The 13,494-nt window shown below is 57.2% G+C and carries 17 protein-coding genes; 15 read left to right on the forward strand and 2 right to left on the reverse strand.

Going from position 1 to position 13,494, the window contains the following annotated elements; all coding sequences use genetic code 11:
• The first annotated feature begins 622 nt into the window (after positions 1 to 622).
• The gene (locus CRO39_RS05530; RefSeq protein ID WP_141400721.1) at positions 623 to 1,369 is read left to right on the forward strand and encodes a hypothetical protein; all 747 of its coding nucleotides are present in this window, start codon (positions 623 to 625) and stop codon (positions 1,367 to 1,369) included.
• Between the two features lie 541 nt (positions 1,370 to 1,910).
• On the opposite strand, the gene CRO39_RS20440 is transcribed toward CRO39_RS05530, so the two are convergent.
• Positions 1,911 to 2,141: a hypothetical protein gene (locus tag CRO39_RS20440; RefSeq protein WP_141400722.1), complete on the reverse strand. Its 231-nt coding sequence runs from the start codon at positions 2,139 to 2,141 to the stop codon at positions 1,911 to 1,913.
• Positions 2,142 to 2,198: 57 nt separating this feature from the next.
• On the opposite strand from CRO39_RS20440, the gene CRO39_RS05540 reads away from it, so the two are divergent.
• The 14 genes from CRO39_RS05540 (at position 2,199) to CRO39_RS05600 (ending at position 12,716) form a co-directional block, all read left to right on the forward strand.
• Entirely contained in the window at positions 2,199 to 2,492 is a 294-nt protein-coding gene (locus CRO39_RS05540) for a hypothetical protein (protein ID WP_097120889.1), read from the forward strand.
• A 1,144-nt stretch (positions 2,493 to 3,636) separates the two neighbouring features.
• Positions 3,637 to 3,993 (forward strand): hypothetical protein, encoded by a 357-nt coding sequence (locus CRO39_RS05545; RefSeq protein ID WP_097120890.1) that lies wholly within the window; start codon positions 3,637 to 3,639, stop codon positions 3,991 to 3,993.
• A gap of 84 nt (positions 3,994 to 4,077) precedes the next feature.
• A complete protein-coding gene (locus tag CRO39_RS20860) occupies positions 4,078 to 4,377 on the forward strand; it encodes a hypothetical protein (RefSeq protein ID WP_162125650.1) in 300 nt (99 codons plus the stop codon).
• A 52-nt stretch (positions 4,378 to 4,429) separates the two neighbouring features.
• Positions 4,430 to 4,948 carry a GNAT family N-acetyltransferase gene (locus CRO39_RS21380; protein ID WP_162125649.1) on the forward strand — a complete coding sequence of 173 codons (519 nt, stop codon included), beginning with the start codon at positions 4,430 to 4,432 and terminating at the stop codon, positions 4,946 to 4,948.
• Positions 4,949 to 4,984: 36 nt separating this feature from the next.
• Entirely contained in the window at positions 4,985 to 5,284 is a 300-nt protein-coding gene (locus CRO39_RS05555) for a hypothetical protein (protein ID WP_097120892.1), read from the forward strand.
• Between the two features lie 301 nt (positions 5,285 to 5,585).
• Positions 5,586 to 6,209, forward strand: coding sequence for a BRCT domain-containing protein (locus CRO39_RS05560; RefSeq protein ID WP_141400723.1), 624 nt, complete (start codon positions 5,586 to 5,588; stop codon positions 6,207 to 6,209).
• Between the two features lie 445 nt (positions 6,210 to 6,654).
• Positions 6,655 to 7,392: an XAC0095 family protein gene (locus CRO39_RS20865; protein WP_176520161.1), complete on the forward strand. Its 738-nt coding sequence runs from the start codon at positions 6,655 to 6,657 to the stop codon at positions 7,390 to 7,392.
• 536 nt (positions 7,393 to 7,928) lie between these two features.
• Positions 7,929 to 8,861, forward strand: a complete 933-nt coding sequence (locus CRO39_RS05575; protein WP_217991834.1) for a transglutaminase family protein — start codon at positions 7,929 to 7,931, stop codon at positions 8,859 to 8,861.
• Positions 8,862 to 8,944: 83 nt separating this feature from the next.
• The gene (locus tag CRO39_RS21165) at positions 8,945 to 9,547 is read left to right on the forward strand and encodes an RHS repeat-associated core domain-containing protein (protein WP_238394491.1); all 603 of its coding nucleotides are present in this window, start codon (positions 8,945 to 8,947) and stop codon (positions 9,545 to 9,547) included.
• A 2-nt stretch (positions 9,548 to 9,549) separates the two neighbouring features.
• On the forward strand, positions 9,550 to 10,113 hold the full coding sequence (locus CRO39_RS20450) for a hypothetical protein (RefSeq protein ID WP_141400724.1): 564 nt from the start codon (positions 9,550 to 9,552) through the stop codon (positions 10,111 to 10,113).
• 99 nt (positions 10,114 to 10,212) lie between these two features.
• Positions 10,213 to 10,761 carry a hypothetical protein gene (locus tag CRO39_RS05590; RefSeq protein WP_141400725.1) on the forward strand — a complete coding sequence of 183 codons (549 nt, stop codon included), beginning with the start codon at positions 10,213 to 10,215 and terminating at the stop codon, positions 10,759 to 10,761.
• A gap of 21 nt (positions 10,762 to 10,782) precedes the next feature.
• Positions 10,783 to 11,211, forward strand: coding sequence for a hypothetical protein (locus tag CRO39_RS05595; RefSeq protein WP_097120897.1), 429 nt, complete (start codon positions 10,783 to 10,785; stop codon positions 11,209 to 11,211).
• A gap of 55 nt (positions 11,212 to 11,266) precedes the next feature.
• Positions 11,267 to 11,695 carry a hypothetical protein gene (locus CRO39_RS20455; protein ID WP_141400726.1) on the forward strand — a complete coding sequence of 143 codons (429 nt, stop codon included), beginning with the start codon at positions 11,267 to 11,269 and terminating at the stop codon, positions 11,693 to 11,695.
• A gap of 385 nt (positions 11,696 to 12,080) precedes the next feature.
• Entirely contained in the window at positions 12,081 to 12,716 is a 636-nt protein-coding gene (locus CRO39_RS05600) for a dihydrofolate reductase family protein (RefSeq protein WP_097120898.1), read from the forward strand.
• 10 nt (positions 12,717 to 12,726) lie between these two features.
• Here CRO39_RS05600 and CRO39_RS05605 read toward each other — a convergent pair whose 3' ends face one another.
• Positions 12,727 to 13,413 (reverse strand): transposase, encoded by a 687-nt coding sequence (locus CRO39_RS05605; protein ID WP_425479660.1) that lies wholly within the window; start codon positions 13,411 to 13,413, stop codon positions 12,727 to 12,729.
• Positions 13,414 to 13,494 lie beyond the last annotated feature (81 nt).

Below are 13,494 nucleotides of genomic sequence, written 5' to 3' on the forward strand. Positions count from 1 at the left end.
TGCAGATACCTGCTCAGTTTGGAACATTCTTTCTTCGATTCGCCTTCGTTCTGCGGCTAAGGAGGCGCGTTGCGACTTCTGCATCACCTCATTTGTTCAATATGAATGCTTGATCAAGCCGAGGAAGTCCCCAACTAACGCGGATCACGAGCTGCGGAGGCGACTTAAGGCAGAGCAGCTGCGAGGTGAGTTCGTGGCACACTCTTGCGACATCGGAGGCCTGCAGGACATAACCGTTCTTGAGAATCGCAAGCGGCTAGGTATGGGTGAGATATCCTCCATCGCGTTCGCGATGAGGACCGGCCAAGCAGTGCTTACCGATGATCAGAAGGCCAGGAAGTTGGCCTCGTCAGCTGGGCACTCGCTGGTTCAAACGACACCCCATTTGTTCTCATGGCTGCTCTTCACGCGCAGGCTTGGCGATTCAGATGTGCCGGTCGTCGTTAGCCAACACAAAGAGCTTGAGGGCGATCTAGCGCCACATCTGGAGCGGGCTTATGGATTGGCGTTGCAGTGCAGCCTCAATGCTAGGCCTGCTAGCGCGTAGGATGGATCAAGCGGAGCGATCCATTCTAAAAAAAAGGGGTCAGGTTTACTTATCAGATCAACGGAATGACGTCAGATGACAAAGCATCTTCTTTCATTCAGAACGCTTGAAGCCCGCATTCGCGAGATGCCGGATGGTCCGGCCGCTGTGCTAAACACACCGCGCTGGCTGGTGGTTCTCAACGCACTTGGCACATTGGGCATGGTGCTTGGCCTGGCGCCTTCGCTGCTGATCAGATTCTTCGAGCCGCAGATGTGGATGGTTTATCTGGCGCGGTCCGGGGTGTGGGTGGCTGTGGCGTTCTACCTGCCGTACTTCGTCAGGTCGATGTGGGTGTTTGCGCGTGGTATGTGGCGTTGGAAGGACGAGCAGGTCGAACAGCTGGATCACGATCTGGCTCAGTTCCGCAGCCTGGCGCGCTGGCTCTCGGAGTTTCCGCAAGACAGGTTGCAGCAGCATCTGGATTTCGCACGCGTGGTCCAGGAACGACTGGCCGCAAAGATTGGTCTGCTGTCGGGAAGCGCGGATCGCCTGGGCTTGTTGCCGATATTCGCAGCGCTGTTCATAGCCATCCGGAACTGGGAACAGCTGCTGGCTATTCCCCTCTGGCAGGCGATGCTTGGCCTGTTCCTGGTCATCACATGGCTAATCGCCCGGGTTGCCTCGCTGATGCGGCTGCGCGTACAGCTCTACGAGATGGTGCTGGCGGATGCGATGGAATCTACGGCCCGGACGAAAGACGCAGCCGGTAGAGCAAAACCCGCGGATCGGTTGACCAGCGTTGCTGTTGAGGGGCCGCAGGATGTCTCCAGCAATCACTGATGCTAGGTCGTGATCGGCCCATGCGGCGAATCGGCGACAGTAAGCCGAAGAACTGAAGTCCAGCTCTCCCGAAAGATACCCTTTACGTCGAACTCTAGGGGTCGGAGGGCGCAGCATAAAAAGCCTTTGCCATCAGGTGTGAATTATTTACGTTGTGCTCGCCCGTTCCCGATGTTTCCATGGAGGCCGGGAATGCGTTGCTGGGGAGCAACCAATGTGGATTCGATACCGCAGGCCAGGCGTCATGGGCGCTTTGCAGTGAACTGGTACAGATTCAAAGCACAGCTAAAGAGGACAGGGGGGGATTAATTCATTTAGCTGCCTCCGTCCCTTTTAGTTCGCCTTTAGGTCGTATTTCATATGGCGCGGTATGGATAAGTAGTGTAGCCGGCCTTGGATTCCGTCTATTAGGTAGTTGGGCTAACTGGGGGCCATCGCGATGTGGTTCAGCACTTTCTTAGCGGCACTGCTCACCTTTGGTACGTTCGCGTTGTGCGCGCTGCTTACTGTTGTCGCCGGAGACATCTGTTGGCCTCCACGATTAGGAGCCGTCCTTGTTGGTGGCGCCGTGTTCCTTCAAGGGTTCATCTTCGCTGACCCGGATCGTTTCACTCGCAAGCTCCGTAGCGGCATCACTTTGCAGCAGCGAATCATGCACATCAGCTTCACTGCGGCAGTCTTTGGCACACTCTTTGGTGCGCTTGGCGACCTCATGCCTTCCATCTACGGGGTTGCCGTATGTACTACGAGGTGAGCCCAACAGTTCACTCAAGCCGAAGCCGCTCCGCGGCTCGGTTTAACTCAGGCGCTAGGCCGCGATGGAGCATCAATGAACGTTGAGCTTGTTGTGTACGATCCCAACGAGGATCGTGAAATCTCCTTCGGCGCGTATCAGTTTACGCACGTCGGCTGTGCACCTATGAGCGAAAGGTATGTTCAGTCGAATGATGAGTACGTACTTCGCTGTTCCTGCGGACTGGAAATCCACTTTCCACGCTTTGGTCCCGCCGTCGACGCGATCATGGAGACCGTCATAGACGAGCAACCCAGGGACCTGGAGCCTGATTCGTTCCACTCAAACTTGGCTGAGGCAATCCACGTCCGTGTGCGTGGCGCGGCCTAGCATTCAAGCCGAACCCGCTTCGCGGGTCGGCTAAATTCAGGCGCTAGCCGCCATGCGGAGACTGTCGTGATTAGAAGCTATGGAGTTCACTGGCGGATCGACCGAGTTTTCTGGGGTCGTCCAAACAATGCTGGAACTTTGTATGGAGCCGCAAGCCGAAGCCCTCGGGCAAGATGCGTAGACTTTCGTGAGCAACGTGGCATCTATGCTTTGTATGCTGACTACGATCTTGTGTATGTAGGCCAAACAGGAGCCGGCAGTGACAGATTGTTTAGACGCCTGAAATGCCATCGAACAGACCATCTTTCCGAAAGATGGAACCGATTTTCGTGGTTCGGCACTCAATGGGTCACGGAGCGCCATGAGCTTTCCACGGATACAGCAGCCGTGCATCAAACCGTTGCGGCTGCACTAAACACGCTGGAAGCTGTTTCAGTTGCTATATCAGAGCCCAGGCTCAACCTGCAACGCGGTCGTTGGGGTGAGGCGACGCAGTACTTTCAGTGGTGGGAGAGGGAGGATGATGACGAAGAAGGGGATGAGGATGAATGATATGTCGCTGGTGGGCGTCTGACTTTTCTACAGCCTCGTTGGGAACTTGGAGGAAGACTATGGCAATCATCGAGAGGCTGAGGATTTGGTACCGGGGACGTTACGTGCCACCGCCCCCTACTGAGGAAAACAGGGATCAGATCACATTTTTCTTTGCGGGTAGTCCGGGGTCGTTCTAAAGGGGGAGGAGGGAACTAAGTCATTTAACTACCTCCGCCCCCTTTAGGTCGTTTATCTGTTTGGCGGGTCGCGAAAGATTCGAACCTTCGACCAAAGATTAGAATTCACCTATATTTTGTATAAAGTTCAAAGGCTTAGGCTTCCGTACTTTTCCATGGAAAAGCCATGAAGCCCGTTTCGCATCGGGAAGGACTGGGCTATTTTTCCTGGGCAGCCTGCCTGCCAGACTGCGGGATAGCTCAGGTTTGTAGGGCGATCTTGGTCCGGTTGTACGTCGGCTTGTTAGCCGGATCCCAGGGGAATAGGATTGAAAACAATCAAGGGGATACCGTCGGCTAGTGCCATTGCGGGCAAGTCGTATAACTGGACCTGACGTCCATCCACTAGGTGGTTTGGCCAACAAGGAGGTCGTATGTTCGGTTTTCGTGATCGCAAGGAGTACAACGGCGCCGTCGATGCCAAGCTCAATAATGAATATCAGATTGCTACTCGGGACAATCCAAGCTTTCCGGGCATGCTGGCCTACCTTGAGCTGATCGACAATGCATGGAAAACCAAGATGTCTGAGGATGAGGGCGCTTTGTACATCGCCACGCTCTACTATTGCGGCATTCTCAAGCTCGGGCTACGCGCAGAGGCAAGCCCCCTGCATTCTCGGATACAGTCCATTGTCAGCTTTGGCTTACCAAAGGGCATGATTTCGCAAGCTAGATGGTCAAAGTTTTCAACAGCAATCCAGCAAGCCAACCAAGAAGCTGGCATCTCGTGAGTTGGCCCAACAGTTTCAGCCGACCCCGCTTCACGTGTCGGCTTAATTCAGGCGCTAGGCCTCACAGCAAAAGATAGAGGAATCATGAAGATTCAGCACGACACAAAGGGCCAGCCGTTTATCGAGTGGCGACAGGGAGAGACAGGCTACAAACGTGCCTGGATCCAGAAGAAACCTGGTACAGATCGAGATTGGGCCGGAGCCAAAGATGGACGCTACCTCAACGTCGTGCGCGTAGAGCGCCCTGGCAGTGGGCCGGCGGGCAATGCCACTGACTTCCCCATTTTCTCCATCCTTCCAGATGAGCAGATCCTCATTGCCTTTGTCACTGCGGTCTCAGCGATCACAGGCTGCGCACTTGACATGGCAAGCGAGGTCCAATAATTCGTTCAAGTCGAAGCTTCGCGGCTCGACTCAGTTCAGGCGTTATCTGCCAATGAGCCATCCGATCGCAACTGAGCTACCGCTCCGCGGCTCTCGCATTTCGATACGTGCACTTGAACTTGAAGATGTTGAAGCGTTGTATGAGGTTGAGTGCGATACCGAGGTAAAGAGATACCTTGGCGGAGTTTTGGCGAAACCACGTGATAGTTGGATCGCTTCAATGTCCAAAAGCTGCCCAAGCGCTACCACGCTGGCTGTCTGCCTAGCCTCCACCGGTGAGCTATTGGGTCGCGCGGCCTTTAGTCCCACCCTGCCTTTCAGGGACGAGGTTGCGCTAGAGATAGTTCTTGGACGCGCCGCGTGGGGGAAGGGATACGGCCGTGAGGCTGCCGGTGTTCTGCTGTCGCGTGCCACAACTATTCGTGCTGCCGCTATCGAGGCGACGGTCCATCCCGATAACACTGCAAGTCTTTCGCTTCTCGCTTCCTTTGGGTTCCAGTTTGTTAAAGTTTGCGATGCGGCCGACTGGCAACACGGCCACCACATGTACCGGCTCGCAGTTGGCACCTAATCAATCGTTCAAGCGCTAGACGTGTTTGGAGAGAATATGAACGACCCTATGATTCTTGCTGCTCGCTTGGATGATCTTGCCAAGCTTGCTTCTACAGCCACCACAGACTTTGAAAAGGCAGCCGTCTATGCCGCAACCCGTTCTATCGTTGCACAGTTCGAAGAGACCGAGGAACAGTTGGATGGCTACTTGCTTGAAAAGCTGACTACGAGCGCTTTGCACATCAACGCGGCGGTCGGATACGACATAGATAACGGCCACGACCGTTCGCACCATGTCAGTGCTGCTCTCGGCCAGATCAGCACACTCAAGAGTCTTCTAAGCAAAGGTGAGTGAGTCGACAGGAACATATCTAACAATTCAATCCGAACCCGCTTCGCGGGTCGGCCTACTTCAGGCGCTATGACCCATATGCAAGCCATACTTGATTCCAACGTTCTAATAGCTGCGACCAACTTGCGAGACGAACGCAGCGCGGAGTGCGATGCGCTCAAAAAAAAGCGGGAGCTCTTGGCGTTCAAGCAATCAGCGTTGAACAGTTCCTGACGGATGAGTCATAGCAGTTGTGTTTCATCCATTGGCCCATGCTCTCGGATGTGAGCATGGACGGGCGTATCAATAGCGGCTGGAGAACCTAATGTCACAAGATCGCGCTCCGAGTGGTTCTATAACGTTTGATCGGCGAACGGAAAGGACGTCGAGTGAGCTCGTGGGGCTGTGCCGAGGTTTGCTGGCGGATGGACATGTCAGCCAGATGGAGGCGGAGTTCCTTAAGGATTGGATGGAGCGAAATGCCTCCTTCGTTTCGGAGTATCCGTTCTCGTCTATCTATCGCGTGCTGTCCGAGATTCTTAAAGATGGTGTGATCGACGCGGAGGAGTCCGCGGACTTGCACGACACGCTCGCTAGATTCGTGGGCGGCGAGGCGTTTGACGCCCATGCCCAGACGGCGTCGAAATCTACGACGTTGCCCATCGATGATCCGGAGCCAGTCATTTCCTTCTCGGGGGGCATCTTCGTCGTGACGGGAACTTTCGGCTACGGGCCAAGAAAAAAAGTTGTCGAGGAGATAGAGTTGCGTGGAGGTATCCTGATCAGCGCGCCAGCTAAGAAGTCAAACTATCTTGTGATTGGAGAACTTGGTTCGCGGGATTGGCTTACCAGTAATGCAGGAACGAAGATCATGAAGGCCATAGAGCTGCGAGATAGTGGCGTACCGCTAGCTATCGTGAGTGAGGCGCACTGGACGAGAAGTCTATAAACCAACATAGGGCGGGTAGAGCGCGGCTCACCCCATTGAAGCTGCCGTTTCCGGGTGCTAACCAGAAGGGGGCGGGGGGACCTAGTTCGCGCTGCGCTTTAGAGCCCACGATGGCACTGCAGAAGCGGCCATCGCCCAACGAAAATCGGGGTCAAAGCGCATCTGGTAAATTCATCGCGATAACGGTTGACAACCGCCATTCCGTAGATGCACGATTTGGGTCAAGGAGCGTCGAAACTCCTCTAAGAGCGGTACCCACCTCCGTCAAACCGGTGGGTTTTTTGTGCCTGTTTTTCACAGGCACAAGCCGACGCGATGCCTGCGTCGGGAGGGCGGCTAATACAACACCCGCAAGGGAAATATGCCCGCCGGCTCTTAGCGGTTTCGAACCTCCCGACTTCCCGTCCGCTGTGGGCGGGTCACTTAATGGAATAAGGAGGCAACGATGTCGAAGCATGAATCGAGCGATTTGGGCACGCCAGGCTATTTTCTGCCGGAGGACAGCCAGTTCCGGCTGAAGAAGCTGCGCGATTACACGGAGTTCCTGTCACGGCTGGCGCAGCCGCGTACGTCGGACGAGGCGAACGAAAGCACGCCCGACGTGCGGGTAGGAGAGATTGCGATCTGCCTGGAGTTGCTGTCAGAGCAGGTTGACCTGGTGTTGGAAGAGCTGTCGTGGCCCGCGGAGCGGAAGGCGAGGGTGAACGCGGCGAAGGTGGAAGCGGAAGCAGCAGGTGCGGATGCCGATGCCGAAGAAGAAGAGGAAGAGGAAGAGGAAGAGGAAGAGGAAGAGGAAGAGGAAGAGGAAGGGGAAGAAGACGATGCGCCTGAGAAGATGCAGGAGATTTCCGCCGCGGTCGCCGAGCGTTATTCCTTCGGCGTCACGCTGGGTCAGATAGACGCGCTGGGCCTTCTTGTCGAGAAGATCTCCGCTAACGGCGATGTGGTGGCAGGCAGCCACGATGCCGAATTCGCCGACCACACGCTGCCGCTGATAGGGCAGGCCATCTATGACGGGGTGGAAGCCGTACGCGCCATCCTGGGCGAGGTTCGAGCGCAGCGGTTAAAGCAGCGGAAACCGATAGATCGTGTGGGTGAAACGCGGGCGGTGTACGACGTGGGGTTTGCAAGGCCGGGGTTGGAGTCTGGGTTTGGGGATGGTGTGAGCCGGACGCTGCAGTAAGGCGTATGCGGCGTTGTGTCGTCGGCCCGGATTGCCCCGGGCCGACGAGCGACTAAAGCCAGCGTAGCTGGGTAACCCCGGATTTGATCCGGGGGCACCCGGGGTGCTCTGCACGTCATCGTTCCATTCCCCGGGTGCGGCCGTTGGCCTTACCCGGGCTACTGGCTTGTTGTGTTCGCCGTCGGCCCGGTTTGCCAGGGCCGACGTTCGACCAAGGGGGCCGGAGGCAGTTGAGCCGCGGTGAGTTGGTGTAGCCCGGGTAACCCCGGATTTGATCCGGGGGGCACCCGGGGCGCTCTACACGGAACCGTTCCGTTTCCCGGGTGCGGCCGCTGGCCTTACCCGGGCTACTGGCTAACTTTGATGCGGTGGCGACGGGAGTCACGTCCGGGGGCCTTGCCCCGTGGCAGCCTCTCAGCGGCTGCGGTATGGTTTGCCCATAGGACGGGGGCAAGGAGCGCATGGGGAGACGAATCCACCGCGGTTGGGTCGTTCGAGTCGCATGGAGCGCATGCGTTGCGTCGCTTGCCCCATTGATGGTGGCGGCAGCTGAGCTTTCCCCGCTGCGCGCCCAGTTTGAGCAGCCCGAATCCAGCGTCGATTATGCTGACGCGAAGCTCGTCGTAGACAGCCTCATCGACCCCAGCACCGACACTGCGGCCGTGCGTCGTGAGCTCGACACCTGGACCAAGGCAGTCCAAGGCAACATCCCCGTTGAGGCCACTGCGCGGGACCGCTTGGATGCGCTACTCAAGACGCTCTACCAACCCGGCCCTTGGAACCAGGGCTGGCCGTTCACTTACGATCTGACCGATCCGCTGGGCAAAAACCCGACGAACAAGCGCTTGGCCACTTACCTGACAACGCGCAAAGGCAACTGCGTGAGCATGCCGATTCTGTTGGTCATCCTCGGGCAACGCCTGGACCTGCCGCTCACGTTAGCCACCGCGCCCAGCCATGTGCTGGCGAAGTTCGCCGACGACGCCCAGCAGGCCTGGGTGAATGTCGAAGCCACGGCCGGCGGGTTCAAGTTCGATAGCAGCTACGAGCACGAGACCGGCATTACGCCCACTGCCATCGAAAATGGCATCTACCTGCGTCCGCTCACGCCGCGCGAGAGCGTTGGCGTCATCGCCAGCACGCTGATGGAGCATTACGCCGCCCAGCGCGACAGCGATGCTCTGATGGCGGTGGCCGACTTGGCGCTGGACGCCAATCCGAAGGATCCTGTGGCGATGGTATGGAAGGCCAACGCCTACTACCTACAGGTGCAAGACCGCTACGTCCGCCGCTATCCGAAGGCGTCGGATATTCCGCTGGCGCAGCAGGCCGACTACTCACGGCTGAGCGGTGAGAACCTGGCCTGGTTCACCAAGGCCGAACAACTGGGGTGGGTGGTCAAAACGCCCGAACAGGAAGCGAACTACCTACAATCCATCCAGCGCGAGAAAGCGCGAAGGGGACAATGATGCGAGTAACTCAACTAGCTTTAGCCCTAGCGTTGTGCGCTATAGCGTCCAGTGCGTCGGCGCGCTTCGTTTCGAAAGATCCTGTGTCGGCCAACACCAAAACAGGCGCGAACTTCAACCGCTACTACTACGGCAACAACAATCCGTATCGGTTTACCGACCCGGACGGGCGAGCTGCGCGCATCATTCACGAGGAAGGACGGATTCGAGTCGAAATGCCTACTCGTTTCACTGGACCCGGCGCCACACCCGACAACATTTCCACGGTGACCAAAGGTTTCGAGTCCCAAAGTGGTGTGTACAACGTCAACGGAAAGCCGACTCAGGTTGACTTCAAAGTCACAGAAATTACCAAGGATACACCGCGAGGTCTGCGCAACGAAGTAAAGATGTTTAGTGGTCCCACCGACCATCCTGCCGGAACGGGCGGCAACTATGCCGAATCCCTAGGTGGAACCAAAGCGTCGATTGATGTGACAAGCCGTGCTTTCCAATACGGTGTTGGTGAGCACGAAATAAATCATCTTGGCGGCGCGGACGATGCATACACCCGAGATGCTTCTGGCAATAAAATACCTGATCCGAATCGTGCGGGCGACATCATGAATCAGCTGCCGGGGCGTATGACCGATACTGTGATCAATGAGATCATGCGGGAGCCCAAAAATCAGCATTCTGGACAATAGCCATGAGAGCGCTTCTGTGTTCAGTTTTATTCGGTACCGTTACCGCCCTTTCAGCCACGCCTGGTTCGGCCTATGGCACGAATGATAGAAGCACGCCTGTCATTCAAGGCAATGCCAAATACCCGTGTGATGTCTTCAGCTACGTCTTCTGTTTCAGGAAGCCGTACGGTGCAGTTGTAACGCAGCGCTCTGGCCCTGACTTCGAGATCTATCAAGTACAGGGGAGCGACGCACAACCTCTTTTTTCCGTTTACGTTGGGACCATCCCAGAGCGAGAGTCTGATAGTGCCGTTCGCTTGAAAAAGTTTAAAGTGCGCGGTATTGATGTGACGGTCAATTCGTACCGCGACACGAAAGAGAGTAAGGCGGTGGAGTTGAGGATCTCGTATCCGACAGGAGTAAAAGTGCATGCCTTCGGTGCAAGCGACGCTGCAGCAAGGATGGCTTTGGCCGATGTTTTGTTGAACTTCCGGGTCTGCTCCAAACGTGGTTTTACGAGCGTTGAATGTGAGACCACCCCTCTTTTTGACGCTGATTTTGCAGAGACCATCCAGCAACTCGATTAGCTTCACATCAATCAGTAGCGGACGCTTTTAGGTCTCATGTCAAGCCACAGGCGGCGGGTACTAATTGCTTCGTTTTTGGCAACGTAAGGAATAGCGACAATGCCAGGACGATGGTTAAGCAAAATTCTGTCAGTTGCGGCAATCCTGATGGTACTGGGCATCAGCAGCGCCGAGTCACGCGAGACTCGGCGGATGTGCATCAAAGAACAAGTCGATGCTTCTGACGCTATATTCGTAGGCAAGGTCATCACGATGACTGAGCCATCGAAAAAAACGCCCGGTGTAAATAGGTATGTTGTCGTTGAAGTGCACGATGTCCTGAAAGGCACGGCTCCGAAAGAGGTTAATTTTGTCGTCAGCGGATACAGCGCCGAGTTGAATCCTGCTTGTTGCGAGAAGGATGGAACGTACATCTTCTTCTCAAGGATCGGCTACGACGTATTCGAGGAATATGGTGGTAGCTTTGTCACTACCACGCTAGGAAAAGACAGGTTCCTATCTGCAACCAATGGCAGATTCAGTACGTTCCACGTACAGGGAGATACGGTCGTCGGGTGGCAAACCGAGGCCGCTTGCGACGCCAGTGCATCTGCCTTAAAGCCTGATGTCCTGGCTTGTATACACCAGCAGGTGGCTGCTCAGCCATGACCAATTGATGGATCACGCGCGGTGAGGCTGGCTTTCTCCATCTTGGTGCTGATGCTCACCGCCTGCGCGTCATCGGCGCCCATTCGTTGGGCGGCACCCGTCGACTTCGCCCTGGCTATTGCCGACAACCCGGCCCAGCAACGTTTCGACCTGACCCTGACTTCCAAGGCAGCCGAGCCACTTTGCCTGTCGAAGGAGGCCTGGCCAGCCGAGGAAGCGCTGCCGGCGGGATTCGACGGCGCTACGTTGACGATCTCCAGCGGAAAGAAGGAACTGTTGCCTACAGGCAGCGCGTACTGTCCAGGCGGGTGCGGCAACCTGCGCGTGGAGCCTGGCCAGGTGGTGCGCGGCATCCTGCCTTACGCGGCCTTCGGCGATGCGGCGACTATCGCTGCCGATCCCACGCGAACGCTCACGTTCGAGGTTCACCCGTTCGTCTGTTCCAACTAATGTTTCGCGCGGAATACTAGGGGATAACTCAACACCAAGGTGGCTCGGGAGTCTCATGTCAAACCACAAACGACGGGTGCTAATAGCTTCGTTTTTGTCAGCGTGGGGGGTTCTTGGCTGTGCACACAATCCTAGCCACGAGCAGTTCGACAGTTGCGCAGCCGGAATGACCTGTGCGCTTGAAGGGAAGCTATATCTACATCCTGGGGAACCTGCAGGGGCAGCCCTTCTCTTGTCTGGCGAGGAATGCGCAAAACTCGCATTGCCAGATTTTTTTTATGCCGACCCTGTAAGAAAAAAATGGAACGGCAAAAAAGTAAAGGTGGTGGGAAGAGCTTTTCTTCAGCCTGGGATCGATAGCGATGGTGATGGTGTACTGATGTGGTACGCCGAGCGAGACAGGAAGCTGGCCCTTGGCATGTGCGATGGCGGTATGGGTATCTACGTAATCTCGCTAGAGGCTTCCGGGGAAGTTTGGCCGTAGCCTACTGCTGTCTTGCGGGTGTGCGCCTCCCTGCTGAGGGAGGCGCTGAACGAATTCGCCGATCACACGCTGTCGATGATAGGGCAGGCCATCTATGACGGCGTGGAAGCCGTGCGCGCCATCCTGGATGAGGTGGAAGAGCAGCGGCTCAAGCCGTGGAAACCAATAGATCGCAAAAACGGGGTCAGAGTACGTTTTTACCCGGTCTTGTCCAAGTGCGGGCAGACGATCTATCCCGGTTTCAGCCTCTACCATGCGATCAAGTGTCGAGATGAGCGTCCGTTGTTCGTCGTAGAGATAGACGCCACCCTGGCCGCCGAAGACGACGACGCGCTGCCGGGCCCATCATCGCATGCCGACAGGCAGCCTACGACGGAGCACACCGATGTCCCTCACCCGGATCCACAATCTGTCCATCTCGCTCGACGGCTTCGCTACCGGCGAGCCCCAGTCCAAGGAAGCCCCGTTCGGCCACGCCGGCGAGCGGCTCCACGAATGGATGTTCGCCACTCGTTTCTGGAAAAAGACCGGCGGGACGGTGGGCGCCGACCACGCCTTCGCGGAGCGCCACGAACCCGGTATCGGCGCCGAGATCATGGGCGCCAACAAGTTTGGCCCACCCGGCTGGCAGGACGACCCGGACTGGAAGGGCTGGTGGGGCCCGAATCCGCCATTCCACACGCCGACCTTCGTGCTTACCCACCGGCCGCGACCACCGATCGAGATGGCGGGCGGCACCACGTTCCACTTTCTCGATGCATCCCCGGCCGAGGCGCTCCAGGCCGCACGGGAAGCGGCCGGCGGCCAGGACGTGCGCATTGGTGGCGGCGCCACCGTGGTCCGCGACTTCGTTGCCGCCGGGCTCGTCGACAACATGCACCTCGTCCAGGTCCCGATCGTGCTCGGTCGCGGGGTCCGGGTCTGGGACGGCCTGGAGGCGCTTGAGCAGGGCTACGACATAGAGGTGGTCTCAACGCCGAGCGGCGTCACGCACCTGACCTTCATGAGAAAACGGGGCTGAGGCTGTGGGGTCAGAGTACCTTTTTCTTTGCTGGTCGTCCGGGGCGACCGAGCCCCGCTCGCCGCTTCAGTTGTTGCTCGATCTGCGCCTGAAACTTGTCGGAACCCAATGCGCGCTGTCGCTGGGCATAACGGCGTATCGCCTCCAAATCGTCGTCCGAGATGGTTTGGGATACGAGTTCGCGGTACAACGCGCACCGTTCGGAAGCATGGTCGGCGATCCGCAGGTAGCATTCATGGGGATTCACCAAGGGGTCGTGCTGCCCCAGGCCATTGGCGCGATAGCTTGACCAACGGTAATCCGCGGGCTCCGCCACCATCCCGGCACGCACGGGATTCAACTCTATGTAGCGATAGCAGGTCATCAGGTAGTGCTGGTCTTCGACCAGGCTGGCTTTGTACCGGCCTTCCCACAATGTGCCGGTGCGGCCAACGGAGTCGTTGATGTAGCGCACATAACGCCGGCCCAATGCCTGCATCATGCGGGACACCGCACCTGCACCATGCGGCGTTACCAATAGATGTACGTGGTTGGTCATCAGCACATACGCATGCACGCGGCACTCGAACCTGATCGCCGCCTCGCGCAGGTCTTGCAGGTAGCGCACGTAGTCCACTTCCCGAAAAAAGCAGGCCTGCCGGTCATTCCCCCGTTGCACCACATGCTGCGCCACGCCCGGGAGGTCCAGGCGCTTCATCCTTGGCATATTCGCTCCTCCATTGGCTGGAGGACCACTGTTTCCCAATGCGCGAGGGGGCGGTATCAGGATTCAGAGCAA

Origin of the sequence: Pseudoxanthomonas wuyuanensis (assembly GCF_900215535.1) — a bacterium.
Lineage (GTDB): Bacteria > Pseudomonadota > Gammaproteobacteria > Xanthomonadales > Xanthomonadaceae > Pseudoxanthomonas_A > Pseudoxanthomonas_A wuyuanensis.

What these genes read in the sequence shown, in the direction of transcription:
- CRO39_RS05530 (WP_141400721.1), top strand. Translation starts at nt 623, where the DNA reads ATGACAAAGCATCTTCTTTCATTCAGAACGCTTGAAGCCCGCATTCGC.
- CRO39_RS05540 (WP_097120889.1), top strand. Translation starts at nt 2,199, where the DNA reads ATGAACGTTGAGCTTGTTGTGTACGATCCCAACGAGGATCGTGAAATC.
- CRO39_RS05545 (WP_097120890.1), top strand. Translation starts at nt 3,637, where the DNA reads ATGTTCGGTTTTCGTGATCGCAAGGAGTACAACGGCGCCGTCGATGCC.
- CRO39_RS20860 (WP_162125650.1), top strand. Translation starts at nt 4,078, where the DNA reads ATGAAGATTCAGCACGACACAAAGGGCCAGCCGTTTATCGAGTGGCGA.
- CRO39_RS21380 (WP_162125649.1), top strand. Translation starts at nt 4,430, where the DNA reads ATGAGCCATCCGATCGCAACTGAGCTACCGCTCCGCGGCTCTCGCATT.
- CRO39_RS05555 (WP_097120892.1), top strand. Translation starts at nt 4,985, where the DNA reads ATGAACGACCCTATGATTCTTGCTGCTCGCTTGGATGATCTTGCCAAG.
- CRO39_RS05560 (WP_141400723.1), top strand. Translation starts at nt 5,586, where the DNA reads ATGTCACAAGATCGCGCTCCGAGTGGTTCTATAACGTTTGATCGGCGA.
- CRO39_RS20865 (WP_176520161.1), top strand. Translation starts at nt 6,655, where the DNA reads ATGTCGAAGCATGAATCGAGCGATTTGGGCACGCCAGGCTATTTTCTG.
- CRO39_RS05575 (WP_217991834.1), top strand. Translation starts at nt 7,929, where the DNA reads ATGGTGGCGGCAGCTGAGCTTTCCCCGCTGCGCGCCCAGTTTGAGCAG.
- CRO39_RS20450 (WP_141400724.1), top strand. Translation starts at nt 9,550, where the DNA reads ATGAGAGCGCTTCTGTGTTCAGTTTTATTCGGTACCGTTACCGCCCTT.
- CRO39_RS05590 (WP_141400725.1), top strand. Translation starts at nt 10,213, where the DNA reads ATGCCAGGACGATGGTTAAGCAAAATTCTGTCAGTTGCGGCAATCCTG.
- CRO39_RS20455 (WP_141400726.1), top strand. Translation starts at nt 11,267, where the DNA reads ATGTCAAACCACAAACGACGGGTGCTAATAGCTTCGTTTTTGTCAGCG.
- CRO39_RS05600 (WP_097120898.1), top strand. Translation starts at nt 12,081, where the DNA reads ATGTCCCTCACCCGGATCCACAATCTGTCCATCTCGCTCGACGGCTTC.
- CRO39_RS05605 (WP_425479660.1), bottom strand. Translation starts at nt 13,413, where the DNA reads ATGAAGCGCCTGGACCTCCCGGGCGTGGCGCAGCATGTGGTGCAACGG.